Raw genomic sequence first — 24984 nt, 5'->3', positions numbered from 1 at the left:
CTAGTGATCGATTCCCAATCGAAGGAGCAGTCAATGTCGGGTCGATCTGAATCCGCCGTTTCACGTGAAACACCGAAGCAGCACACGAGTGCGGGTGCGGATCAGATCGTCAACGACGACGACAATTTCACCGCCCCCTACGCGGCGATCTCCTCGGAGGAGACCCCCATCGGGGCGGCCGCGCATCGAGCGAGCCAAGTGCTTCATCCCCATTCGGTGACGCTGCCGAAGCCGGCGTTCCGCCGCGTGATCACCATCGCGAACCAGAAGGGTGGCGTCGGCAAGACGACGACCACGGTGAACCTTGCGTCGGCGCTCGCTCTTCAAGGGCTCACTGTCCTTGTGGTCGATTTGGACCCTCAGGGCAACGCCAGCACCGCTCTGGGCGTCGTCCATACCTCGGGCACCCCGTCGAGCTACGAGCTGCTCATAGGCGAAGTGAAGGCCCCGGAGGCGATCCAGACCAGCCCGCACAGTGAGCGCCTTCTCTGCATCCCGGCAACGATCGATCTGGCGGGCGCCGAGATCGAATTGGTCTCCATGGTTGCCCGCGAGAATCGACTCAAAGGCGCGCTCAACGACAAGGTGCTAGCAGAGCTTGACGTCGACTTCGTCCTCATCGACTGCCCGCCCTCGCTGGGACTGCTGACCGTCAACGCGATGGTCGCTGCCAAGGAAGTTCTGATCCCGATCCAGTGCGAGTACTACGCCCTCGAGGGGGTCGGTCAGTTGCTCCGCAACATCGAACTCGTCCAGGCTCATCTCAACCCGGATCTGCATGTCTCCACCGTCCTTCTGACGATGTACGACGGGCGCACCAAGCTGGCCGACCAGGTCGCCGAAGAAGTACGCAAGCACTTCGGTGAGGCCGTTCTGCGCGCTGTGATTCCGCGCAGCGTGAAGGTGTCCGAGGCTCCCGGATACGGGATGACAGTTCTCGACTACGACCCGGGTTCGCGTGGCGCCATGAGTTACCTCGACGCCGGCCGTGAACTTGCCGCCCGCTCTGCCACCACGACGACCCAGGAGCAGTGAGATGAGTCAAGCACGCAAAGGTGGATTGGGCCGCGGCTTGGCTGCTCTCATCCCCACTGGGCCGGCCACGGCGCCGGGTCTGGGATCGGCTGCAGCGGACGTCGTAATCGGCGTCGACAAGCGCAACCCCTCCCCTCCCCCACCGACCAAAGCGGCCCCGAAAACGCCGAAAGCCACCAAGGCGTCGGCTGGGAAGGCTCCGGTGGAAGCTGAGCCGGAGACCGAACTCGAGCCGACCGGCGCGGTCTATCTCGAGATCGAACCGAGCCTGATCGAGACGAACCCGAAGCAGCCTCGCAGCGTTTTCGACGAGGAAGCACTCGCGGAGTTGGTTCACTCGATCCGCGAGTTCGGCTTGATGCAGCCGATCGTGGTCCGTCGTCACGGTGACAAGTACCAACTTGTCATGGGTGAGCGTCGCTGGCGCGCGAGCCAGGAAGCCGGGCTGGAGAAGATTCCGGCGATCATTCGTGAAACAGATGACGACTCGATGCTGCGCGACGCGCTCCTCGAGAACATCCATCGAGTGCAACTGAACCCCCTCGAGGAGGCAGCGGCGTATCAGCAGCTGCTCGAGGAGTTCGAAGTCACCCACGAAGAATTGGCCAATCGGATCGGACGTTCGCGTCCCGTCGTGACCAACATGATTCGTCTGCTGAAGCTGCCGGTGGCGGTTCAGCGTCGCGTTGCGGCCGGTGTACTTTCGGCCGGCCATGCTCGTGCACTGCTGTCCCTCGAGGCGGGTGCCGACGCTCAGGAGGTCATGGCGGCGCGCATCGTCGCGGAAGGAATGTCTGTTCGCGCGACGGAGGAAGCAGTCACTCTCGCCAACCGGGCGGATAATGAGATCGCTCCCCCACAGAAGCGCAAGCCCATCGTGATGCCGGGTCTGCAGGATGTGGCCGAGCGATTGTCGGACTCGTTCGACACTCGGGTGACAGTCAGTCTGGGCAAGCGGAAGGGAAAGATTGTGGTCGAATTCGGCTCGGTCGACGACCTACAACGCATCGTCGGAATGATGGAAGCACAGAAATCCAAGTAGAGAACTCGGATGCCCGTTTGGTGACGTAATCATGATGACCGGACACACCACCTATTTTCGTCACTGTGACAAATCTAGGTGGTCCGAGCTTCTCGAAATCTTGAACCGGGACGAAAGATGTTGAACAGCAATACATTAGGGCGATCAACTCTCGTGCCACTGCCGACATGTCGTAGCTGGCCTATCCTGGAGAAGAGAAAAGCGGCGGGCGAGCATCAAAACCGCTTCGGGGACCTACGGAGAGTGAGTTAGTCAGTGTCGACTCACGTCATCACCTCTCTCACACTCGACAGCCTCGATCAGCTTTCCGCCCATGCGCGCCGATGCGTGTTCTGGGAGATGGACCCGGGCGCGCTTCATGACGCCCGAGGATTCTGTGATCAGGAATTCGAGAAGGAAGCCTGGCTGTCGATGGTCATGCTCGAGTGGGGTTCGTGCGGACAGGTCGCCGTCCGCGACGGAAAGCCGCTCGGCAGTGCGTTGTACGCCCCTCCCCGCATGATCCCGCGCGCGCAACTGTTTCCCACCAGCCCGGTCAGCTCGGACGCAGTGCTTCTCACAAGCCTTCGCCTCGAGCCCTCGGGCATAGAGGAAGAACTAGGGCCGAGCCTGCTGGCCGCTGTCGTGACAGATCTGGTCCGACGAGGAGTTCGTGCGCTCGAGGCATTCGGTATCCGTAGCGACGACTTGGGGCCTGCTTCCGACGTGGCCAGTGCAACGGCTGCTCTGGAATGTTCACCCGCGGAATGCATGATCAGTGCCGAGTTCCTCGAGGATTACGGTTTCGAGGTCGTGGCACCGCACCATCGTTATCCGCGCCTTCGTCTCGAACTCAATCGAGATCACGAATGGAAAGTCGACGTCGAAGAAGCCCTCGACCGTCTATTGAAGGCCGCAGCTCTCGAAATGGTGGAGATCAGCGAACTCGCCAGAGTGTGAGCAGGTGCCGACCGCAGGATCTACGAAATGCGGTCGGCTACCGAAAGTTCTTCTGCGAGAAGCTCGGCGAAGGTGAAGGTGCCGGTCGGCTGATCGTCTTGACCCAGCAGGTACAGCCGCTTGACCGAGATCAAGATGGCTTCGGCGATGGTGTCACGCATCCGCGGATTCGTCAGTACCGCAACGTCGGACGCGTTGGACAGGTAGCCGAGGTCGATCTGTACTGTCGGCATGTTGGTCAGGCGCAACAACTCCCACGTTCGACCGTGAGTTCTGCAGTCCCGCAACGGAGTTCGCGCAACGATCTCGCGCTGAACGAAACCGGTCAGCACCTGCCCGATCATCGAGACCGAACCGTGCGAATTTCCGAAGTGGAAGCTCGCGACGCCGTTCGCCGACGGGCTCGAGTTGCTGTCGCAGCGCAGGGAGATCATCAGATCGGCGTCGAATGCGTTGGACGTCAGCGCGCGCTCGGCCTCGCTCGGATCGGCGTTGTGCGGGCGGGAGAGGAAGGTTTCCATCCCGGTTGCTGCCATCCGCCCCTCGAGGCGCATAGCCAGATCCCACAGGATGTCGGCTTCGGAGATGCCGTTGACGATGGTGCCGGTGGACGGACCACCGAGGCCTGGATCGATCACGATGCGCTTGCCGCCCAGTTGTGGGCCCTTGCGCCTCACCAGCTCCTCTTCGCTGATCGCGTGCGGCGATCCGCCGGTGACGCGAGTTCCCAGCAGTTCCAGCGAACGCAGTGTCTGCGGTCCGCAGATACCGTCGGCGGCAATCCCGATTTCACGCTGGAAAGACGAGAGAGATTCGTGGGTCTGCGGGCCGAAGAAACCGTCGACCCGACCTGCGTAGAAGCCGAGGTCCTGCAATTTGGCCTGCAGAGCTGCGACGTCGTCGCCGTACAGCGGCGCAGAAAGCTGGTAAATCAACGTACGGGCGCCCAGGCGGTACGAGGCCTCGCGAAGTGACCGATAGGTGGCCGGGCCCACGATGCCGTCGACAAGGAGCCCACGCTGCTGCTGGAAGGCGCGAACGGCGCTGTCGAGTTGATGATCGAAGATGGCGTCGGGTGCAACCCAGTGGGCACCGTCGGCGCTTTCACGTCGAATACCGGAAGTTCCGTGATGGAGGTATCCCAGCTTCGTCAATGTGCCCCGAATCTCGGCGACGGCCGGGCCGTGATCGCCGTGTCGGAGTCTGTGCATGCGTGAAAGCCTCTCGGATCGGTTAACGAATTCGATCGATGTGCCTGGTCGTAGACCCGATCAGGCACATCGATCGATTATCTCAGAAATTCTGTGGATTGCGAGAATCCACGATGCTCATCCAGCCGTCAGAGAACGTCTGCGAGGTCCTTGAGCAGTGCGGCCTTGCCCTTGGCGCCGACGATCGTCTTGATCGGCTTGCCGTCCTTGAACAGGATCATCGTCGGGATCGACATGACCTGGAAATCGCGGGCGGCCGCCGGGTTGGCGTCGATGTCGAGCTTTGCGACGGTCAGCTTCTCGCTGTTCTCACCGGCGATCTCCTCGAGTACCGGGGCGACCATCTTGCACGGGCCGCACCAGGTTGCCCAGAAATCGACCAGAACGGGCTTGTCGCTGCCCAGGACGTCCTGCTTGAAGGAATCGTCGGTGATGGTGACGGTATTCGACACTGTTACTCCTCGAGGGTTGGGTACGACAGCTTGGTGAATCAGGGAGCGCCGACGACGTCGACCGCGTGGCCGGCTGCGTCGAGCGTGTTCGCGGTGATGTCGCCGCGGTCGGCCAGCCAGCGTTCGGCGTCGATTGCTGCGGAGCATCCGGTGCCGGCAGCGGTGATCGCCTGACGGTACGTGTGATCGACCAGGTCACCGGCAGCGAAGACGCCGTCGACGGAGGTCGCGGTGGAACCGGGAGCGACGCGCACGTATCCGGCGTCGTCGAGATCGACCTGGCTCTTGACGAGCTCACTGCGCGGGTCGTGGCCGATGGCGACGAACATGCCGGTGATCTCGAGTGTGGAGGTCTCACCCGTGACGGTGTCACGAACGACGAGCCCGGTGACGCTGTTCTCGCCGAGGACCTCGACGGGCTCCGCGTTGGTCAGGAAGCGGATCTTCTCGTTGGCCTTGGCGCGCTCGAGCATGATCCGTGAGGCGCGGAATTCCTCGCGGCGGTGCACCAGGGTGACCGAGCGAGCGAAGCGGGTCAGGAAGGTTGCCTCTTCCATCGCGGAGTCGCCGCCGCCGACCACGACGATGTCCTGGTCACGGAAGAAGAAGCCGTCGCAGGTGGCGCAGGCGCTGACGCCGCGGCCGAGGAGGCGTTCTTCACCGGGAATGCCGAGGTAACGGGCTGCCGCGCCCATGGCGAGGATGATCGCGTGCGCGGCGTACGTTTCGCCGTTCGCGACGACCGTCTTGATCGGGCCGCTGAGATCGATCTCTTCGACGTCCTCGGTGCGGATGTCGGTATCGAAGCGAAGTGCCTGCTCACGCATCTGTTCCATCAGGTCGGGGCCCATGATTCCTTCGCGGAATCCGGGGAAGTTCTCGACCTCGGTGGTGGTCATGAGGGCGCCACCGAACTGGGTTCCCTCGAACAGCAGGGGCTGGAGCTCAGCGCGCGCGGTGTAGACACCAGCGGTGTAGCCGGCCGGTCCGGAACCGACAATGATGACGTCATGGACCGCGGGCGTGTTTTCCAGCTGGGTGGTCATGCGAGCCTTCCAATAGTGAGTGCAGACCCTCCGCTTCTTGGAGAGCCGTACCGATCAACACCAGGATAAGGGGTGTTGTTCCCGCACTCCGCTGGAAAGTGGCTCACAGCCGGCAGCTCACAGCGCGGGTGTCACTGGGCGGGGCGCGGTGCCTCCCGAACCACCAGCGCGTCCCGAACCACACAGCGCGTGCCGGTGTAGATGGTGGGCATGCACTTGTTGCAGTGGATACACAACCCCTCGTCGACGCTCTCGGCTTGGAATTTGTTGACCAGTTGTGGGTCCCTGAGGAGCGCACGCGCCATGGCGACGAATTCGAATCCTTCATCCAGTGCGTGCTCGATGGTGTCGACGCGGTTGATGCCGCCGAGCAGGATCAGTGGCATCCTCAGCGCCTGTCGGAACTGACGGGCGAAGGGCAGGAAGAAGCCCTCCTCGAACGGGTACGTCGGAAAGAGTTTGGGACCGTAGAACTTCAGCCCGTACCCGACGAGTTTGGGTTGGGAGGCGACAAACTCAGCCAGTGGGACCTCGCCGCGGAAGAAGTACATTCCGTTGAGAAGTGAACTGCCACCGGTCAATTGCATCGCGTCGAGGTGGCCGTCGGCTTCGAGGATCTGGGCGATCGGCAGGCTCTGGTCGAGCCACAGACCTTTCGGCACCCCATCGGACATGTTGAATTTCGCGGTGACCGCCACGCTGGATCCAGCGGCCCGTCGCACCGCTTCGACGACTCGACGCGGATACTCGGCGCGCTTGGCGACGCTGCCACCGTATCGATCGTGGCGCTTGTTCAGATTGGGGCTCATGAACGAACTGAGGAGGTAGTTGTGGCCGAGATGGACCTCGATGGCGTCGAATCCTGCGTCCACGGCGATGCGAGCGGTCCGTTCGAAGTCGGAGACGACACCGTCGAGTTCGGCGAGTGTCGCGCCCTTGACGAGGCCCATCGCGGGCGGACTCAGCCGGGTCGACGGCGCCAGAGTCTTCGTCTTGTTGGAGAGCGTGTTGGCGACCAGTCCCGCGTGGCCGATCTGCGCCGCAGCAAGTGCGCCTTCGGCGTGGACGGCGTCGGTCAGTCTGCGTAGTCCCGGCAGCGCGCGCTCGTCCATGACAAGGGTGTCGCGGTGGACTCGTCCACCTGGTGAGACGGCGCAGTAGGCGACAGTGGTCATCGCGGCCCCGCCGCGGGCCACCTCGGCGTGGAAGTTGATCAGATCGTCCGAGACCGCTCCCCGGGGCATGACGCCCTCGAACGTTGCAGCTTTGACGATGCGGTTGCGCAAGGTCAGAGGGCCGAGACGTGCGGGTTCGAATATCGACGGTGTGGGCGCTGTGGTCATTTTCAACTTCCTGCGGCGGCCTGATCTTTACGATGCCAGTGGACTCGTAACTACGACGATATAGCGCCTACTCCCAATCTGTCCGACAATTCGACACGATGAATGCCACAGGATCAGGTCGCCCACGAGACCCACGCATCGACGACACAGTCCTCGAGGTCACCCGAGCGATGCTCCTCGAGGTCGGTTGGGATCAACTCAGTCTCCGGGCGATCGCGGCACGGGCAGGAGTCAGCCGAGCCTCGATGTCGCGGCGATGGCCGTCGAAGGCACATCTTGTTCTCGGGTCGATCCTGGGGGCGACACCGGACCTGACACCGTTCGAGGGCACCGATCGCGACGGCTGGATCCGTTGGGTGGTGGAGGGAAGTGCTCAGCTCTTCTCCCGTCCCGAGGTTCGCGCCGCGTCGCCAGGATTGCTGGCGGCCCTGCGCGACCACGACGACCTGCGCAACGAATTGTGGCGCGGGTTCAGTGGACCGAGTACGCAACTGTTCCTTCAGAACGCCGAAGATCCTGAATCGGCACTGCTCGATGCCAAGGCCGTGCTGGTTCTGGCGGCCGGGGCAGCGATGTTTTCGAGTCTGATAGCGGTCGAGGACGATACAGATGCGCTACGCGAAAGAATCCTCGAGCTCTTACTCCCGGCGGCATCGCCGCGCTGACCGTCGACGTCAGCCGATGTTCTTGACCGACAACGTATTCGGATTCCCGTCGCTGCAGTTGATGCCGACAGTCAGTGCGGTGATCTGACGCGGCTGCGATCCCGTGAAGAGTAGGACTATCGCCGGCGCCCCGTCGATGCGAATCTCGCCGGAACCGAGCAAAGGCCGGCCCTCGTCGATGCCGTTGGCGCGTAGGCATCCGGCAAGTTTGGATGGATCATCCAGTGGTCCAAGGTTTTTGGATCCGACGAGTGAGAGCAGAGACGCCGAATCCGGATCGTCGACAGCAGACGTCGCCGGTGTGCTCGGTTGAGCGACAACACTTTCGGCGGGTTCGGAATCTCGGGTTCCGATAACAACGATCACGAAGGCCGCCAACACGGCTGCTGCGGCACCGAGAACCCACGCTTGTGGGCGCCGCCGGAACGGCACGACAGATGCCTCAGCTTGCGGCTCCAGCTGTTCTGACTGTAGATCCAGTGCCGAATTGATTCGCTCGGCAAGCGAATTCGGAATCCGTTCGTGAGAGGCCTCGCGCGAGTTCAGTGTCGCGAGTGATGCCGTGACGCCGTCAAGGGCGGTGACAAATGCATGGGCGTCAGGATCTGCGTGTACCACCGGCCACAGAGCCGCACTGGTTTCGGAATCGAGAACCCCGGCGTGAAGATCTGCGAGTAGGTCTTCTGAAAACGGAGGCGACGGAACGCGAACAGACGGATCTGTCATGAACCCTCCCTCGGCAGTCGATGCGGACCCTTACAAGATAGGACGCGGCCGGTTCACGAATGGTTCCCGCCTTCGCGAAAGTCCTCCAACTGGGCGGCAAGACGCTTGCGCGCGCGGGCGCAGCGACTCTTCACGGTCCCTACGGGCACTCCCAACCTCTCGGCGGCCTCGGCTACCGGATACCCCTCGACATCGACGGCGACGACGGCAGCACGCTGCTCAGGCGGCAGCGATGCCAGTGCCTGTTCGACGGTCAGGCTCATGTCCACTGTCGCCGCATAGTCGCGGTGATCGCGGGGTTCCTCCGCGTTCTCCGAAGACAGAGAGAACGCGGCCCGTGATTTGTTGCGTCGGATCCGGTCGAGGCAGGAATTGACCACGATGGTGTGGAGCCAACTGCGCACCGCCGCGTCGCCGCGGAACTTCGCCGCCTTGCGGTGCGCGGACAGCAGGCCTTCCTGGAGCGCGTCGGCCGCGTCCTCGTCCGAGTAGCTCGTACGCCGGGCAACGTGCCATAGATGATCCTGATGCCTGGTCAGTAGTTCACGGAACGCATGCCGATCGCCCTCGACATGAGCAGTCAACAATTCGAAATCCGTCGCCTCGAGATTCTTGTTCTCGAAACTTCTGGATTCGAATTTTCCGGCTCCGCCCCCGGTGCCCCCCCGATAACTGTGCACGGGCGGATATTAGCCCAGTCGGTAGGTTTCAGAAGGGCCAAGGGCGATCACTTTGCAGCAGTGAATGCAATCTCCGAGATGGATGTCTGGTTTTGTCCGGATTCGGTGCTGAGCTGCGTAATCCAAACCAGGACATACTGACCCGAGCCGTCCGACGTGACTGGAATGTCGGTCACGCCGTTCTTCAGGACACCCGATCCGATTTCCTTGGTCTGATCCAGCGAAGTATTCGCAGAAGGGGCAGAACGGATTTCAACGACGGTTCCCGGCGAATCAGACGTGATCGCAACGTTCTTCAGGTTGGCGGCATCGGCAAGCGTCACCATCAGGCCGACACCGTTCTTCAGCGACGGGAACGGCTGGAAGTACGAATCCGACGACCATGCGGTGGCCGGATTGCCGTCGATGGCGTTCTTCGCTGTTGCCGGCTGATCCGGCGTTCCCTGGGGTGAGAACACCGTTACGGCCGAGGAAGCTACCGGAACGGTTGCTGCCGCCGGTGCGGGCGCCGGTGAATTGTTCTCGGGCGCAGTGGCTTCGGTGGTCAGTCCGAAACTCTGCTCGCTGAGCGGGGTGTCGTTACTGCCACCCGAGAGGAAGCTCGCTACCCACACCACAAGGAGAATCAGGACGATCACGGTGAAGACACCGAGCGCCGTCAGTGCCGCGAGCATCCGCGTCGACTTCTTCTTCTCGGCCTCGATGGCTTCGGGGTCGTTCAGTGCATGACCCGACGCACCCTGTTCGCGGTGGCCGAGACGAAGTGCCGGAATCATTTCCGTCTTGTCGTTGACGACGGACGCCTGATCGAGGATGTGCTGCACGGTGGCAGCAGTGCGGATTCCACTCTCCGACTGCAACGCTCGAACCGCAACGGCCGAGATGTCGAACGGAACCTCCGGACGGACGACCCGAGGCTCGACGATGTTCCCGTCGGCGCCGCGGCCGGCGGGAAGCAAACCACCGACGGGACCGGCGGACGGATCGGCGAGCGGCCAGCGCGCCGTGATGAGCGAGTACAGCATGGCGCCGAGACCGCGGACGTCGCTGGTGGAATCGGCGTCGGCAAGCGTCGCCGGGAACGCCAGTACGGCGTCACCGTTGATGCTGATGCGAACGCGGTCCGGGTGGTCGATGGACAGCGCACCGCCGGTGCGGTGAGCAGCTTCGGCAGCCGCCGCGAGGGCGCGAATGGCGCGGGCCGCACCGATCGGCGACGGCGTCGTCTCGGCCATCTCACGCAGCGAACGGCCGGGAGTCCATTCGGCGACGACGATGCCGCCCGAGCTTCCGCGGACGACGTCGAGGACGCGAGCCAGACCGGGCGAGTTGATTCGTCCCAGGCGCAGAGTGCGTGAGAGAACTGCCTGCGGTCCGGACTGGCTGTCGTCGTCACCGCGCTGATCGGCGTCGACGAACGTCAGGGCTACTTCACGGTCGAGCTTGACGTCGAGAGCTTCCCAGAACTGCAGTCCGCGGGTTCCGCCGTGCGGCGCGAGCAGACGGTAGCGTCCGCCGGCGACAGATGCGCCCGGGATGAGCTTCGGTCCACGGGGCATCGGTCGCTGGGCCGGTCGTGATGCGGATCCGGCGGCAGGTGTGCGAGGTGCAGTGGGCGGTGTCTGAGCGGCAGCCGTGTTCTGAGATTCGGGTGCCTTCTTGTCCGGAGCAGGCGTCTTCGGCGCGGGTGTCTTCGAGACCGGTGCTGAAGGTGTCTTCGACACGGGCGCCGAAGGTGTCTTGGACACACTGACCGGAGGTACCGGCGGAGCGGCCTTCTGCACCGGCGGCTGCGGCTTCTGACCCTGCGGGCTTTGGCCCTGCTGCGGTCGCTGTGCGGGCTGCTGTGGCTTCTGACCCTGCTGTGGCTTCTGGCCGGCAGATGCGGAGGAACTCGTGGATGCAGGTGTGCCCGACGATGCCGTTGACTTCTGTTCGGACGCTTTCACGGCAGAAGTCCCGGCACTCTTGTTGCCGGAAACGTTGTCGTCGCTCACCCTCGCTCCTTCTCCATCGATAGCCCGTCCCCGAATACGCGCGGGTTGCGATCCTGTACGCCCACGACCAGGGTACGGGAGCGCACCCGGTCGTTCTTGCTCGTTTGATTCCGTTCTGATTGCAGGAATCAGCTCGGTGACGTCGTCGTCGGTGTTGTTACGTGTGTCCGGTTCGGCGCGACCTGTCAGTGAACGAATCTTGCGGGAGACCGCAACCGTTACCGACAGGACTTCCGGAACCTTCTTGAAGTAGAGAATCGTGAAGGTGATCGCGAGCATCAGGATGCCGCCGACGGCGACGCGAACCATCGAGCCAGGTCCGCCGAAACGCTCGGTGAGTTGATCGAATCCGAGGACCCGGTCGACCGCGAGCATGGTCAACGACCCGGCCAGCGAGGCGAGTACGACGGACCAGACTGTCTTGCCCACGTTGGACATCTGCAGGTTTCCGAGGCTGCGGTGCAGGAGGTACCCGCCGATGACGGCGCCGGTGATGTATCCGAGACCGTTGGCCGCACCGAGCAGGATCACGACCTGATCGCTGTTGGATGCGAAGACCGGAGCGAGCGCCGAGAAAGCGATTTTCACTGCAGTGATGCCGAGAACGATCCACGTCGGCGTCCAGGCCTGTTCGCGGGCGTAGAACACTCGAAGTTGGATCAGGACCAGTGCGTACGGAATCAACGTGAATGCCGACCAGCTCACAGCGGTGCCGAGTCGTTCGGCCTGTTCGGGTCCGAAGCGGCCGTAACCGTAGAGCGCTTCACCGACCTGCGGGCCCATGAAGGTCAGGAACATGATGATCGGAACCAGCGTGATCATGGTCAGACGCGTTGCGACCGACAGATCGTCCACGACGGCCGGGGTGTCGTCGGCAGCAGCGTTGCGGCTCAGGCGCGGCATGATCGCCGTCAGAACCGTCACTCCGAGCACGCCGTACGGGAGCTGCAGGAGCAACCAGGCCTGGCTGTAGATGGCAGGGCCGGCTTCGTCGGCGTGGGAGGAGATCTTGGTCGCGAAGATCATGCCCATCTGGCTGATCAGGACGTACAAGACGATGGCGACGGCCATGCCGCCGAACTGGCGCAGGCGGTCGTCGAGACCCCACAGCGGCTTGAGCGAGATCTTCTCGCGGCGTAGCGCGGGGATCAGGCTGGCTGCCTGCACGATGACGCCGATGGTGATGCCGATGCCGAGGGTAAGCAGCTTTGCATCGCCCATCGAGACCGGATCAAGCGAGATCTCACCCGGAGTCAGGCGATAGACCACGAGCACCACGAGGACGACGACATTGTTGAGTACGGGAGCCCAGGCTCCGGGCTTGAAGATCTGTCTGGTGTTCAGAAACGCTGTGAACAGCGCCGACAGCCCGTAGAACAGGATTGCCGGCAGAAGCAGATACGACAGCGCCGTGGTCAGGTCGGTGCTGACCTTGCCGTCTTCGGACAGGAAGACGTATTTGGTGAGTACGGGTGCTGCCAGGGTCGCGAGCAGCGCGGCCATGCCGAGTAGAACGAGCGACGCCGTGAAGAGGCGTCGGACAAACGCTTCGCCGTGATCGGCGTCCTCCCGCTCGGCGCGAACCAGCACGGGGACGACGATGGCGGTCAGCACGGCGCCCAGAACCAGTTCCGCGATCATGTTCGGAATCTGGCTGGCGACGGTGAACGAGCTGGCGATGGCGGGGCCGAGGACCATCAGGATCATCAACTGCTTGGCGAATCCCGTGATGCGGCTCGTCAGCGTCGCGATCGCGATGGAACCCGTTGCCGCGAGGAGTCGAGAGTTCGTCTCCTTGCGTTCCCCGACCTGGACATGGGCGTCGGTGTCGAACTCGTCCGACGTGGTCGTCTGCCGGTCGGCGAATTCCATCTCGGCTTCGCGGTACCGGGGGTAGTCGCGGATCACCGGGATGGTCATGGTGGGTGCGTCGTCGAAACGTGCGTCCGGGTTGACCGGCTGGATCGGGTAACCGCGCTCCCACGGTGGCATCCGAGGATGCGAGCGGGTCGTGGCACTCTTGCGGGTGATCGCCGAGCGGCGACCCTCCTCGGGTGGATTCCCGGTCATGAGCGTTCGTACCCTTCATCTGCTGGGTCCGGCTGACCCTTGAATCGATGCCACAGCCGTCGCCCTGCCAGGAACAGCAGCAACCCTCCCGCTGTCGCCGTCACGGCGGCCAGGGGACGACCGTACGCATTCGACCGTACGGTCACGCTGGTCGGCGTACCCAATTGGCGGCCATCTGTCGTGGTCAGCGAGAAGTTGACTTCCAGCTTGCGAGAATCGTTCATTTCCGCGGGCACAGTCAACTGTCGGCTACCTCGCGGCGGAAGCTGTTTGGGACCGATGTCACTGATCTGCATCTCGGGTGGGGCTTCCACACGCAGGTCGACGTTGATGGCGATGGGCAGCTCGTTGCGCGCCACCAGCAGGAGCGGACTCTGCCCCGACGCGAGGGTGTAGACGCCGCCCGGAGACACCACACTGACGGCCCGGTACATCCCGTCGACGGCTTCGGTGACGTTGTCGGCGCGGATGGTCGCGGCCCGCTCCGCCCGATTGACCGACGCGGAGTCGACGTTGCGGCGATCGGCCAAGGTCATCGAACGGAGTAGATCTTCGCGGAGCGGCGCCGTGAATCCCCGGGGGGTGAGCGAAGCCGCCGGATCGTCCACGAGCGAAGCTTCGAGCCCGTCGATACGCGGAAGTTGGGTGGTTGCGGTCTCGACGACGGACGTTTGCGGACCGTCCTGGGTAGCCCGGTCCGGGTAGTCGAGCGTGGCGGCGTCCGTCGCGCCCGGTTGCCTGCCGAGCAGTGCCGGCAGGGCCTGAGGTGAGGCGAGCCCGGACCGGATGAGGGTCGCGAGCATCGAGAGCACCGCCGTGGCGTCGTTGCTGTCGGCGGTCCACAGTTGCGGCGGCGCGAAGATCTGATTGCGCGGCAGCGACGTCGGCGTCAGCGCGGCCCAGGCCATCGCCCCCAGCGCGTCCTGACGTCGGGCGCTGCGCGATTCGATGTCGATGGTCGGCGCGGTGTCGTCGGGGATGTACGACGGGACCTGCGGCTCCGAGCCGGTGGCGGCCAGCGCCGCTGCCGCCGAGGTGTCGAAGGCAAGCGCGTCGAGTGAGCCGGTTATCCGCGACGACAGCTGCGGAGCTGCCGAGTCGACGGAAGTGTCAGCCACCATCGCTGTGGTGGGATTCACGCTCAGCACCTCTGCGGTGGCCGAGTCGAGGACACCCGAATCCGGCCAGACGAAATCTCGCAGTGAGGTCACGCCGAGGATGTTGTCGACGATGTCCGCCGGCCGTGTGAGCGCGGTAGCCGTCAACTCCGGATTGGCCACCGAGGTGACCGCGGCGAGATCGGACTGCGCGAACGGAACCGCCGTCGTGCACATCGAGGACGCGAGCGTCTTCACCCGGCCGAGCCACTGGTTGGCGGCGTTGCTGCCGCGGCCTTCGTGCGACGGTCCGGTGGGATCTGACGAGTTGTCGGCCACGAGGTATCCGCGAGTCATGTTCTCGACGGTGATCAGAAGGTCGGGGTCGATTGCCAGACAGAGCGCATCCGTGACGCGGCGATCGGTGTCGCTCTCGGGCTTGGTGGCGTTCTCCACCGCATCGACCAACGCGTCCAGGCGCCCTCCGTCGGAAAGTTCGGTGGCGAGTTCGTCGTCGATCAGGCGCACGGGCTCGTTGACCGCGCCGGGGATTCCGCCGACGAGTCGTGGCGCGTCGGCCAGCGGCCACATGAGCGTGACGCCGATCGGGGCGGATGTGTCGGGGGGAACGACGGCCGTGGCCGACGAACTGGGGGTTCCGGCTGTGGCGTTCGATTCGGCTGCGGCCGGCACACCGAGGACGGGGAGCAGGAAGCGTGCGTCGTCGAGTCGGGCGGCACCGCCGTACTCCGGGGTCCCGTTCACGTTGACGAGCATCGGGTAGACGCCGGGTTCGGTGATGTCGAGGGACAACCCGGTTGTGCTCCGGAGCGGCAGGGTGAGCGTGAACTGCTTGGACTGGCCGGTGTCGAGGGTGGTGGCAACGGTGTCGAATTCGCCGACCGTGTCGAAAACGGCCTGGTCGAAGTCGAGTGCGGCGCGCACGTCCGAACTGGAGTCGATCGCGGGAGCACGTTGCAACCTCACCCCGACGTCCTCGACGGGACGGTCACCGACGTTCTTCACCGTGCCCTTGACCAGGACGTTGCGGTCGCTGGTGGTCGTCACCGTGGTCGGTGCGGTGGAGTCGATAGTCAGCTGCAGAAATTTGGCATCGTTGGTGTTTCGCGCCGGGGCGCGCTCACTGGGCTGGCTGGACGGCGCTGCCCATGCGACGGCCGTCGTTGCAGGCCCGAAACCGACAGCGGCCATCACCAGAGCGGCCACACCGGCCCGCCGCAGTGCCATTCTCATCCGGCGTCCGGTTCCTTCGGGCGCTGTTCTTGCCGTATTTCCGTTCGCGGCATCTCGGCGATCATCTGGGACGCGAGTTCTGCGAGTTTGCGCTCGTCGGCGTATGCGAGGCGCGAGTGCAATTCCGTCAGCGGCACCCAAGCGACTTCGGTGACCTCGATGTCCTCGTCGGAGAGTTCACCGCCGAGAAAGCGGAGGAGATAGTGATGCACGGTCTTGTGGACGCGTCGACCTTCGGTCACGAACCAGTAGTCGATGCTGCCCAGCGGTGCCAGGACGGTTCCCTGGATACCGGTTTCTTCTTCGACCTCACGCATCGCGGTCTGCTCAGCGGTCTCACCTTGTTCGATATGGCCCTTCGGTAGCGACCAGAGCAGGCGTCCGCGGCGGTCGGTTCGGCCGATCAGTGCAGCGCAGAGGCGTTCCGGGGGTCCTCCCCAGCCGTCGACGACCAAGCCGCCCGCAGAAGTTTCACGGACGGTTCGCATCAAAGGTTTATCGGGGTTGCCGACGGCAGGTCGACGCCGCGGGTTGCGGCGACTCCTGTTTGTTCGTTCGGCACCAGACACCTCATCGATACTAGTTGGCGTTGCAGCGTTGCCCGGTAACCCGCGCAAAGCGGTCTATCGCGTTCGTATGCGCGTTCTGCTATTTGCGCACCTTAAGTAAGCTCCTTTCACGTGACTGTCCCTACCTCCGATGCTGATCGCCGCCTACGACTGCTTGCCGACGCCACTGCAACGCTCGGCACGTTGTCCGACGTGTTGAACCCGCTCGGTGAGCGTTTTGCTGCGGCCGGTCACGAGCTGTTCCTGGTGGGTGGCAGTGTTCGCGACGCGATCCTCGGCCGCTTCAGTGGCGATCTGGACTTCACGACGGACGCCAGGCCGGAGAAGGTTCAGGCTCTGCTCAAGGGCTGGGTGGACAAGCAGTGGGACACGGGCATCGAGTTCGGGACCATCAGCGCCATCAAGCACGGCCAGGAGATCGAGATCACGACCTTCCGGGCCGACGCTTACGATCGCGTCTCTCGTAATCCGATAGTCGAGTACGGCACGACGTTGGCCGACGATCTGGTGCGCCGCGATTTCACCGTCAACGCGATGGCGATGAAGATCGGCGCGGACGGTTCCTACACGTTTGTCGATCCGCTGAACGGCATGGACGCGCTGTTGGCCGGAGAGCTCGATACGCCGTCGGCGCCGGAAAACTCGTTCAACGACGATCCGCTGCGGATGCTGCGTGCTGCCCGGTTCGTCTCGCAGCTTGGTTTCACGTTGAACAATCGTGTTTTCGAGGCCATCAAGGAGATGGCGTCGCAGATCGAGCGAATCACCGCCGAGCGTGTGCAGGTGGAGCTGAACAAACTGATGCTGGGCATGTACCCGGTGGACGGCATCAACATGATGGTCGACTCCGGACTGGCTGCATACGTGCTGCCCGAGGTTCCGCAGATGAAGCTCGAGATCGACGAGCATCACCAGCACAAGGACGTCTACCAGCACTCCCTCACGGTGCTCCAGCAGGCGATCGATCTCGAAGAAGGCGATCCGGACCTCGTATTGCGTTGGGCAGCAATGCTTCACGACATCGGAAAGCCGGATACCAAGCGTAACGAGCCTGGCGGTGGGGTCAGCTTCCACCACCACGAGGTGGTCGGCGCCAAGCTGGTGCGCAAGCGCATGCGGGCACTGAAGTTCTCGAAGCAGATGGTCGACGACGTCTCACAGCTCGTGTTCCTGCACTTGCGTTTTCACGGCTACGGCAAGGGACAGTGGACCGACTCGGCGGTGCGGCGGTACGTTACCGACGCGGGCGAGCTGCTCCCCCGCTTGCACAAGCTCGTGCGGGCCGACTGCACCACACGCAACAAGCGTCGCGCCGCGCAGCTGCAGGCCACGTACGACGACATCGAAGAGCGGATCGCGCGCATCGCCGAGCAGGAAGACCTTGCTCGGGTGCGTCCGGACCTCGACGGCAACGCCATCATGGAGCTGCTCAACATCCCGGCCGGCCCGCAGGTGGGCAAGGCATGGACGTTCCTCAAGGAACTACGTCTGGATCGCGGCCCGCTCGAGCGTGACGAGGCCGAGGCCGAACTGCTGAAGTGGTGGGCTACCCAGCAGGGCTAGTTTCTCGTTTCTTGCGGTTGATCAGCACCGCTGACAATCCGGCGGCATAGACACCCGCACCGGCAACGGCCAGGCCGACGCTCTTGCCGTCGGGTGCGATCACCGTCGACGCTGCCGCGATCGCACCGATGAACGCGACGTTGAACACGGTGTCCTGCAGGGCGAATACCTGACCTCGACGGTCGTCGTCGATGTCGATCTGCATGGCCGCGTCGCCGCTGAGTTTCACGGACTGGCCGGCGATGCCGAGCAGGAAAGCGGCGATCAGCAGCGACCCCTGAGTCAGCGTGGTCACGAAGACGAGCTGGACGAGAACCGCGCACACCAGGGCGTAGGTGATCGTCCGTGAGCGACCGATCCGCGGGATGAGGAACGGTGTGATCAATGCCGCGATCAGCATTCCGATTGCCGTGGCGCCGACGGCGACGCCGAATCCGGCCATCCCTCCGGGTAATTGGGAGCCGTTCGAGGTGTCGCGTAGGACCAGCACCATGATGAGGGTGTTGATGCCGAAGCAGATGCGGTGCGCTCCGATTCCGATCATCGCCGTGGTGACGCCGGGCGCCTCCCAGACAGCGGTTGCCCCGGTGCGCAGTCCGGCCGTCACCGAACGGACGGCACTGGCGCGGACCACTTCGTCGGCGACCGGACCAAGTGAGCGGGCCGTGAACCTGGCCGCGGCGAGGGCCGCGATCACCGATCCCAGTGCTGCGATGGCCACGGCGGCGCCTGACGCTCGATCCCCCGCGCCGATCATGCCGATGATCGCCACCGCTGCCGAAGCACCAAGAGCGGCTACCACCGAACCAGCCGTTGTGAGAACGGAATTGGTTGCTACCAGCCACGATTGTCGGACGACCTTCGGCAGGGCTGCGGATACGCCTGCCCCGACGAAGCGACTGACTCCGATTGCAGCAAGCGCACAGGTCAACAACAGAGTGTCACCGCCGCCGGCGACCAGCAGCACCGCAGTGGTCAGGATGAAGAGCCCGCGGAGCACGCTCGCCCACAGGAGCACCAGGCGGCGGTCCCAACGATCCAGCAGAGCGCCGGCAAAGGGGCCGATCACCGAATAAGGAAGGAGCAGTACGGCAAAGCCGGCCGCTATCGCCACCGGATCGGTTTCGCGTTCCGGGTTGAAGAGGATTGCGCCGCCGAGCGCGGCCTGGAACATTCCGTCGCCGAACTGGCTGGAAAAGCGGACGAGCGCCAGCCTTCCGAGGCCGGGTGATTCACGCAGGGTGTGCAGTACGCGCTGCCAGGCCTCGCGGCGGTTCGAGGCTCGGTTCATAAGCGGAAACTGTAGTGGGTGGGTCAGGCGCCGATCTTGACGGTGGCCCGCTCGAGGATCGGCGCGACGTCGACGCCCCTCGGCAGCGTTCCGAACACACTCCCCCAGCTGTTTCCGAGCCGACTCGCGCAGAACGCGTCGGCCACCGCGGGGTGCCCGTAGCGGAGCAACAGCGAGGCCTGCAGAGCGAGCGCCATGTCGCCGACGATCTTTCGTGCCCGGTATTCGATGTCGTCGAAATCGCCGAATGCCACCTGGAGATCCCGCACGGCCTGATCGAAGTGGCCGTCCACTCCACTGGCTCGTTTCAGCTCGTCGAAGAACACCTGCAGTGTTTCGGGTTGCTTGGCCATCGCCCGCAGTGTGTCGAGCGCCGCGACGTTGCCGGAACCCTCCCACACCGAAAGCAGCGGAGCCTCGCGATAGAGGCGCGGCATCCGGGATTCCTCCACGTATCCGTTTCCGCCCAGACACTCGAGTGCCTCGGCAGCGTGGATCGGTCCGCGCTTGCAGACGAAGTACTTACTCACAGCCAACGAAATGCGTCGTAGTGCGCTGGCGTGGGCATCGCCTGCGGTTGCGCGGTCGGTCAGAGCGGCCAGCCACATCGCGACGGTGGTCGACGCTTCCGATTCCACAGCCAGATCTGCCAGAACGTTTCGCATCAAGGGTTGGTCGATCAGGTTGGCGCCGAAAGCACTTCGATGCGTCGCGTGGTGAACTGCCTGCATGGTGCCGACGCGCATGCCGGTGGCCGTGCCGATCGTGCAGTCCAACCGGGTCATGTTGACCATCTCGATGATGGTGCGCACGCCCCGGCCTTCCTCGCCGACCATCCATGCGAGAGCGTCGAGGTACTCGACCTCACTGCTCGCGTTGGAATGATTGCCCAACTTGTCCTTCAAGCGTTGCAGGTACATGTTGTTGAGCGAGCCGTCCGGCAGGACCCGAGGCAGGAAGAAGCACGACAGACCACCCGGTGCCTGGGCGAGGACGAGGAACACGTCCGACATCGGCGCGGAGGTGAACCACTTGTGGCCCGTCAGCAGGTAGCTGCCGTCGGATTGTGGCACTGCCCTTGTGGTTCCGGCACGAACATCCGAACCGCCCTGTTTTTCCGTCATCGACATACCGGCGATCAATCCGGGTTTAGTGAGGGGAGCTTTCAGCGCCGAATCGTAGTGCCGCGTGGTCAGGAGGGGTTCGTACTGCGCGGCCAGATCCGCGTTGTGCCGCAGCGCGGGGATCACGGCGTACGTCATGGAGATGGGACAGCCGTGGCCGGCATCGGTTTGACCCCACACGGCCATCTTCGCGGCGCGGACGAGGTGTGCGTGTGGATTCGGGTCAACCCACGGAGCGCCGTGCAGTCCCAATTCCACTGCGGTGCTCATGAGTTGGTGATAGGCGGGGTCGTAGCGGACCTCGTCGATACGGTTGCCGTAGCGATCGTGGGTTCTCAGGACGGGTGGGTGCTCCTCGGCCAGATCGCCCCACTCCTGGGCCTGCGCGCTTCCGGCGCGGACCCCTACTCGATGAACCTCTTCGAGTGCATCCGATGCGCCTTCACGGTGGAGTGCCTCGAGGATCGGCGCGTATTCGGCTGCGTCGTAATCGATCAGGGGCGGAACCTGATTGGTGACTTCATGCGTGGGTGTCATCGAAGCTCCCTAACGATCGAAGGGTGAAGGCGAGAATGGCGTCGATCGCAGCGGGATCGGTGGTGCCTCCGCGCAGTGGAAGGATCAGGGCCTCGCCGATTGCCCCGACGATGCACGCTGCCGTCAGAGTGGCGTCCTGTGGCGGTATCTCACCGGTGTCGACTGCCGAACGAATTGCGGTGGCCAAGCAGTCTCGGAACGATTCGCGAAACATGAGACGCTGTTCGTCGACGAGAGGATCTACCGGTTCCACCAGCAGTGCATAGGCGAGAACCGGTGCGCGCATGGCACGTTCGGCGAAGGTCCGAACCGACGCTGATACAGCGGAGCGGTGGTTGCCTTCCAGATATCGGGCGCTGTCTCCGGCGTCCCGAGCTGCGGATACCTCACGGCTGCAGACTGATTGGAACACTTCGGCGAACAATTCGCCCTTGCCGTCGAAATGTCGATACAGCGTCCCGGTGCCGACGCCGGCGTTCTTGGCCACCGCGGCGATGGAACATCCCGCATAGCCGTGGGTTGCCACTGCCGTCGTGGCGGCCTCGAGCAGTCGGGCGCGTTGGGCGTCCAATCTTTCCTGTACTGCCGGAGTGCGGCGATAGGCCATGTGAAGAAGTGAACACCCGTTCCGTTCTTGCGTCAAGAGCCCCCACCTGCAGGTTCAGGCAGCAGCGGCGCGAGACTGTTCCTCGCGCCACCACGCGACGGTCGCTTCGGCGGCCTGATCGAGCGGCGTCGGCGAGAGTCCGAGCAGCACTTCGCTGGCGCTCGAGTCCATGACGAACGGCTTGGTGAACTGGTAGTTCATCTCAGCGAGTTCGCGGCTGTCGGTGTTGATCTTGCCGACGGCGTCGAGCACCCAGGCGGGGAGTACACCCACCTTGGCGGGGGATGCCCCGGCGGCGCGGGCGAAGGCCTCGGCGATCTTGCGCTGAGTGAGCGCGGGGCCGGTGGGTGCGTGGAGGACGGAGTTCCAAAGTTCGGGGTTGTGTGCCGCCGCGATCATCGCTGCTGCGAGATCGGGGATGTAGGTGAAGGAGTGCGGCTGATCTGCGGAACCGATGACACGAATCTTCTTACCTGCCATGACTTTCGGAACCATGCGCCCGCCCGCGTGGGCGGTGCGGACGCGGGGACCGAAGAAGTCCGAGGCCACGACGCTGACGGTGGGTGTTGCAGAGGCCTCGCGAGCGCGCAGCAGCGCGGTGCGCACGCCACGCTTGCCACCGGTGGCGTTGCGTGGATCGGATTCGGTCATCAGGGTGTCGGAGTTGTAGGCGTAGAGGCTTTCGGGGAAGACCACGACGGCACCGATGGATGCGGCCGCGTCGAGCACAACCTTCTCGGCCGCCGGGAGTTCCCGCTCCCAATCGGCTGCGTTGTAAGCAGCGTGGATGCAGTGGTAGATGGCCGTGGCGCCCTCGCTGACCGAGCGCAGGGCCTCGGCGTCCGAGACGTCGACGCGTCGGCGGTCGATCAGCGGGTGCTCGGGCCCGCTGCCGGACCTGGTCAGGATGCGGACGTTGATTCCCTGCTCGGCGAGCTGTAGTGCGACGGCGGATCCGACGGGTCCTGCTCCGGTGACGATTTCGAGGTTCGACATGGTGTGCTCCTTCTTGTTTCGAGTGAACTGAGAGCACTGCTCTCGTTTTCAAGAATGCACCTGCACCCGAACGCTGTCAAGAGCAGTGCTCTCTTTTGTTGATGCTGCTCTCGGGAATGGGGCAAGATGGACTCATGGTTGGAACTCCCCGTGAGCGGGCGCGCGAACAGACGCTGCAGGACATCACCCGTATCGGACGCGAGCATCTCGCTGCCGTCGGCGCTGCCGCTTTGTCCCTGCGCGCCGTCGCGCGTGACCTGGGAGTCGTGTCCTCAGCGGTATACCGCTATGTCGCCAGTCGGGACGAACTGCTGACCTTGCTGGTGGTCGACGGGTACACGGAACTGGGCGCGGAAGTGGACGCCGCCGTGAATGCCGTTGCAGCAGAGGATTTTCGCGGACAGTTCATTGCTCTCGGGCGCGCCGTTCGCAGCTGGGCGATCCGGGAGCCGGCCCGCTACGGTCTGTTGTTCGGCAGCCCCGTCCCCGGCTACGACGCTCCGGGCGAGCAGACCACCGGCCCCGGCACCCTCGTCGTGACCCGGCTGATCGGGATCATCGACGCCGCCCATCGCGCGGGTTCACTGACGGTGCGAGAGGGTCCGGGCCTGAGTGACACGTTGGCAGCGGACCTCGAGGGAGTGCGGAATGAACTGGGTACCGACCTGCCGCCGGATGCCGCGGTGCGCGCAACTCTCGTCTGGGTATCGCTGTTCGGTTCGGTGAACTTCGAGGTGTTCGGGCAGTACGGAAGCGATACGTTCACCGACGCGAGCGAGATTTTCGAGCGGCATTTGGCACTACTTGCCGATGTGGCGGGTCTGACCTGAACACGCTTGTGTCTCGTTCCTCCGCGCGCAGTTGTCGGTGAGATGATGTTCTTGTGGCGCACGCAGAAGAACCCGAGGATCGAATGGCCTGGATAGAACCGGAGGTTCGTCCGGGCAGTTTGTTGGTGTCGTCGACCGATCTCACGGAACCCGCATTTCGCCGCACCGTCATCTACATGATCGAGCACAACGACGCCGGGAGCCTGGGCGTCGTCGTCAATCGGCCGAGTGAGACGGCCGTGCAGAACGTGTTGCCGCAGTGGTCACCGCTGACCGCGCATCCTTCGGCCCTGTACATCGGTGGACCAGTCAAGCGTGACTCGGCGCTTTGCCTGGGCATCGCTCGCAACGGTGCGCGGATCGACGGCGTCGCCGGCCTGCGGCGGGTGGACGGCAAGGTAGTCATGGTGGATCTGGACTCGGACCCGGAGGTCATTGCTCCTCTGGTCGAAGGGATCCGCATTTTTGCCGGGTACTCGGGTTGGACTCTGGGCCAGCTGGATTCGGAGCTCGAGCGTGAAGACTGGATGGTGATCAGCTCGCTGCCGTCGGATGTGCTGACGCCGCCACGAGTCGATGTCTGGGCACGGGTGCTACGACGCCAGCCGCTACCCGTTGCGATGCTGGCCAGCCACCCCATCGAGGTGGAACGAAACTGACTTGTCGGAGGTCGATGATATTCCTGTGTCATCGTTTTCGAGAGAGGTGGCAGCAATGATCGCTGAGCGTCAGATCCAGTGCGCGGATTGTGTTTCGGATGTCGATCACTGCCACGATTCTTTGCTGCGGCATGCCGACGGATCACTCGAATGCACCGGCGCGAACTGCGTCGACCTGGCATCGGTCCGCCATGCGCTGTCCATCGATTGTGCTGAACTGCAGGGCGGTTGTGGCTGCGTCGACGCGACCCGAGGCGAGTTGCTCGCTAGCTGACGCTGACCGGATCCCGATTCGCGAAGCGTTGCGCCATCGCAGCACACACGATCAGTTGGATCTGATGGAAGATCATCAGCGGCAACACGATCAGGCCGACGGGCTGGCCCGCGAACAGTACAGCCGCCATCGGTAGGCCCGTTGCCAAGGACTTCTTCGACCCGCAGAAGATGATGACGATCTGATCGGGAAGATCGAACCCGAGCTTGCGCCCCGCGAGAGTGGTCACGCCGAGAACCAGCGCGAGAATCAGGCAGCACACGATTGTGAGGATCACGATCTGCCAGATCGTGATGGTGCTCCAGATCCCCTCTTTCATGCTTTCGCTGAAGGCGGCGAAGACAACGAGGAGGATCGATCCGCGATCGACGTACTTGGTGGGTTCGGCGTACTTCTGCAGCCATCCGATCACCAGCGGGCGGATCAGCTGACCGACGATGAACGGGATCAGCAACTGCACGACGATGTCGAGGATCGACGAGAAGTCGACCGTCGCCTGGCCGGTGGTGTTCATCAGCAGAACCACCAGCAGCGGTGTGACGAAGACGCCGATCAGGTTGGAGAACGACGCACTGACGATCGCGCCCGCGACATTCCCCTTGGCGATCGAGGTGAACGCGATCGAAGACTGAACCGTCGACGGAACCAGGCACATGTAGAGGATGCCGGTGTAGAGCTCGTCGCTGATCAGCGTCGGCGACAGGAATCGCAGTGCTAGGCCGATCAGTGGGAACAGCACGAACGTCGCGGCGAGGACGACGGTGTGCAGTCGCCAGTGCTTGACGCCCTTCCAGGCTTCCTGCGGCGAGAGCCGTGCGCCGTAGAGCAGGAACAAGAAGCCGATGGCGATCTTGGTGGCCCAGTTCAGAATGCTCTCCGCGGTACCCGATACCGGGAACACACTTCCGAGCACGCCGGCGATGATGATGCCGAGGATGAACCCGTCGATGTAGAACCTACTGAGAAACTTCACCTGG

General features: G+C 63.7%; 22 protein-coding genes. 8 read left to right on the top strand and 14 right to left on the bottom strand.

Going from position 1 to position 24984, the window contains the following annotated elements:
• Window positions 1–33: 33 nt before the first annotated feature.
• The 3 genes from A0W34_RS29245 to A0W34_RS29235 all read left to right on the top strand — a co-directional run bounded on the left by A0W34_RS29245 (window position 34) and on the right by A0W34_RS29235 (window position 3016).
• Complete coding sequence (locus A0W34_RS29245; RefSeq protein WP_003942510.1) at window positions 34–1035, top strand: ParA family protein; 1002 nt, start codon at window positions 34–36, stop codon at window positions 1033–1035.
• A 1-nt stretch (window position 1036) separates the two neighbouring features.
• Window positions 1037–2077, top strand: a complete 1041-nt coding sequence (locus A0W34_RS29240) for a ParB/RepB/Spo0J family partition protein (protein ID WP_081558728.1) — start codon at window positions 1037–1039, stop codon at window positions 2075–2077.
• 255 nt (window positions 2078–2332) lie between these two features.
• Window positions 2333–3016 carry a hypothetical protein gene (locus tag A0W34_RS29235; RefSeq protein WP_007729135.1) on the top strand — a complete coding sequence of 228 codons (684 nt, stop codon included), beginning with the start codon at window positions 2333–2335 and terminating at the stop codon, window positions 3014–3016.
• Between the two features lie 20 nt (window positions 3017–3036).
• Here the strand turns inward: A0W34_RS29235 and A0W34_RS29230 are convergent, their stop codons facing one another.
• The 4 genes from A0W34_RS29230 to nox all read right to left on the bottom strand — a co-directional run bounded on the left by A0W34_RS29230 (window position 3037) and on the right by nox (window position 7068).
• Window positions 3037–4227, bottom strand: coding sequence for an N-acetylmuramoyl-L-alanine amidase (locus A0W34_RS29230; RefSeq protein ID WP_003942558.1), 1191 nt, complete (start codon window positions 4225–4227; stop codon window positions 3037–3039).
• Window positions 4228–4355: 128 nt separating this feature from the next.
• The gene (gene trxA, locus A0W34_RS29225) at window positions 4356–4679 is read right to left on the bottom strand and encodes a thioredoxin (RefSeq protein WP_003942530.1); all 324 of its coding nucleotides are present in this window, start codon (window positions 4677–4679) and stop codon (window positions 4356–4358) included.
• Between the two features lie 38 nt (window positions 4680–4717).
• Window positions 4718–5725, bottom strand: a complete 1008-nt coding sequence (gene trxB, locus A0W34_RS29220) for a thioredoxin-disulfide reductase (protein WP_081558727.1) — start codon at window positions 5723–5725, stop codon at window positions 4718–4720.
• Window positions 5726–5856: 131 nt separating this feature from the next.
• Window positions 5857–7068, bottom strand: a complete 1212-nt coding sequence (gene nox, locus A0W34_RS29215; RefSeq protein ID WP_081558726.1) for a 4,4'-dithiodibutanoate disulfide reductase — start codon at window positions 7066–7068, stop codon at window positions 5857–5859.
• Between the two features lie 98 nt (window positions 7069–7166).
• Between nox and A0W34_RS29210 the strand changes: the two genes are divergently transcribed.
• Window positions 7167–7733 (top strand): helix-turn-helix domain-containing protein, encoded by a 567-nt coding sequence (locus tag A0W34_RS29210; RefSeq protein ID WP_003942539.1) that lies wholly within the window; start codon window positions 7167–7169, stop codon window positions 7731–7733.
• A 9-nt stretch (window positions 7734–7742) separates the two neighbouring features.
• Here A0W34_RS29210 and A0W34_RS29205 read toward each other — a convergent pair whose 3' ends face one another.
• From A0W34_RS29205 to A0W34_RS29185, 5 genes are read right to left on the bottom strand one after another with little or no spacing between them, the layout of a single operon-like run.
• The gene (locus A0W34_RS29205) at window positions 7743–8459 is read right to left on the bottom strand and encodes a hypothetical protein (protein ID WP_081558725.1); all 717 of its coding nucleotides are present in this window, start codon (window positions 8457–8459) and stop codon (window positions 7743–7745) included.
• Window positions 8460–8512: 53 nt separating this feature from the next.
• Complete coding sequence (gene sigM / locus A0W34_RS29200; RefSeq protein WP_081558724.1) at window positions 8513–9139, bottom strand: RNA polymerase sigma factor SigM; 627 nt, start codon at window positions 9137–9139, stop codon at window positions 8513–8515.
• 47 nt (window positions 9140–9186) lie between these two features.
• Window positions 9187–13206: a lipid II flippase MurJ gene (locus tag A0W34_RS29195; protein ID WP_081558723.1), complete on the bottom strand. Its 4020-nt coding sequence runs from the start codon at window positions 13204–13206 to the stop codon at window positions 9187–9189.
• A complete protein-coding gene (locus A0W34_RS29190) occupies window positions 13203–15557 on the bottom strand; it encodes a DUF6049 family protein (protein WP_081558722.1) in 2355 nt (784 codons plus the stop codon). The genes A0W34_RS29195 and A0W34_RS29190 overlap by 4 nt, the downstream gene beginning before the upstream one ends.
• Window positions 15554–16126, bottom strand: coding sequence for an NUDIX hydrolase (locus A0W34_RS29185; protein ID WP_030537486.1), 573 nt, complete (start codon window positions 16124–16126; stop codon window positions 15554–15556). The genes A0W34_RS29190 and A0W34_RS29185 overlap by 4 nt, the downstream gene beginning before the upstream one ends.
• Window positions 16127–16237: 111 nt before the next feature.
• On the opposite strand from A0W34_RS29185, the gene A0W34_RS29180 reads away from it, so the two are divergent.
• The gene (locus A0W34_RS29180) at window positions 16238–17689 is read left to right on the top strand and encodes a CCA tRNA nucleotidyltransferase (RefSeq protein WP_081558721.1); all 1452 of its coding nucleotides are present in this window, start codon (window positions 16238–16240) and stop codon (window positions 17687–17689) included.
• Here A0W34_RS29180 and A0W34_RS29175 read toward each other — a convergent pair.
• From A0W34_RS29175 to A0W34_RS29160, 4 genes are read right to left on the bottom strand one after another with little or no spacing between them, the layout of a single operon-like run.
• Window positions 17673–18980: an MFS transporter gene (locus A0W34_RS29175; RefSeq protein ID WP_007729119.1), complete on the bottom strand. Its 1308-nt coding sequence runs from the start codon at window positions 18978–18980 to the stop codon at window positions 17673–17675. The genes A0W34_RS29180 and A0W34_RS29175 overlap by 17 nt on opposite strands.
• A 23-nt stretch (window positions 18981–19003) precedes the next feature.
• Window positions 19004–20641 (bottom strand): acyl-CoA dehydrogenase family protein, encoded by a 1638-nt coding sequence (locus tag A0W34_RS29170; RefSeq protein ID WP_081558720.1) that lies wholly within the window; start codon window positions 20639–20641, stop codon window positions 19004–19006.
• Window positions 20625–21248, bottom strand: a complete 624-nt coding sequence (locus tag A0W34_RS29165; protein WP_081558719.1) for a TetR/AcrR family transcriptional regulator — start codon at window positions 21246–21248, stop codon at window positions 20625–20627. The genes A0W34_RS29170 and A0W34_RS29165 overlap by 17 nt, the downstream gene beginning before the upstream one ends.
• A 54-nt stretch (window positions 21249–21302) precedes the next feature.
• Window positions 21303–22244 (bottom strand): NAD-dependent epimerase/dehydratase family protein, encoded by a 942-nt coding sequence (locus A0W34_RS29160; RefSeq protein WP_081558718.1) that lies wholly within the window; start codon window positions 22242–22244, stop codon window positions 21303–21305.
• 134 nt (window positions 22245–22378) lie between these two features.
• On the opposite strand from A0W34_RS29160, the gene A0W34_RS29155 reads away from it, so the two are divergent.
• The 3 genes from A0W34_RS29155 to A0W34_RS29145 are packed head-to-tail and all read left to right on the top strand — an operon-like array spanning window position 22379 to window position 24007.
• Window positions 22379–23074 carry a TetR/AcrR family transcriptional regulator gene (locus tag A0W34_RS29155; protein WP_003942494.1) on the top strand — a complete coding sequence of 232 codons (696 nt, stop codon included), beginning with the start codon at window positions 22379–22381 and terminating at the stop codon, window positions 23072–23074.
• Window positions 23075–23127: 53 nt separating this feature from the next.
• Window positions 23128–23733, top strand: a complete 606-nt coding sequence (locus A0W34_RS29150) for a YqgE/AlgH family protein (protein WP_003942572.1) — start codon at window positions 23128–23130, stop codon at window positions 23731–23733.
• A gap of 55 nt (window positions 23734–23788) precedes the next feature.
• On the top strand, window positions 23789–24007 hold the full coding sequence (locus A0W34_RS29145) for a hypothetical protein (protein WP_058227431.1): 219 nt from the start codon (window positions 23789–23791) through the stop codon (window positions 24005–24007).
• Here A0W34_RS29145 and A0W34_RS29140 read toward each other — a convergent pair.
• Window positions 24000–24980 (bottom strand): bile acid:sodium symporter family protein, encoded by a 981-nt coding sequence (locus A0W34_RS29140; protein ID WP_003942582.1) that lies wholly within the window; start codon window positions 24978–24980, stop codon window positions 24000–24002. The two genes, A0W34_RS29145 and A0W34_RS29140, sit on opposite strands and share 8 nt — an antisense overlap.
• Window positions 24981–24984 lie beyond the last annotated feature (4 nt).

Origin of the sequence: Rhodococcus sp. BH4, from assembly GCF_002079265.1 — a bacterium.
Classification (GTDB): Bacteria; Actinomycetota; Actinomycetes; order Mycobacteriales; family Mycobacteriaceae; genus Rhodococcus_F; species Rhodococcus_F qingshengii.
This window is presented reverse-complemented; position numbering and strand designations above follow the sequence as displayed.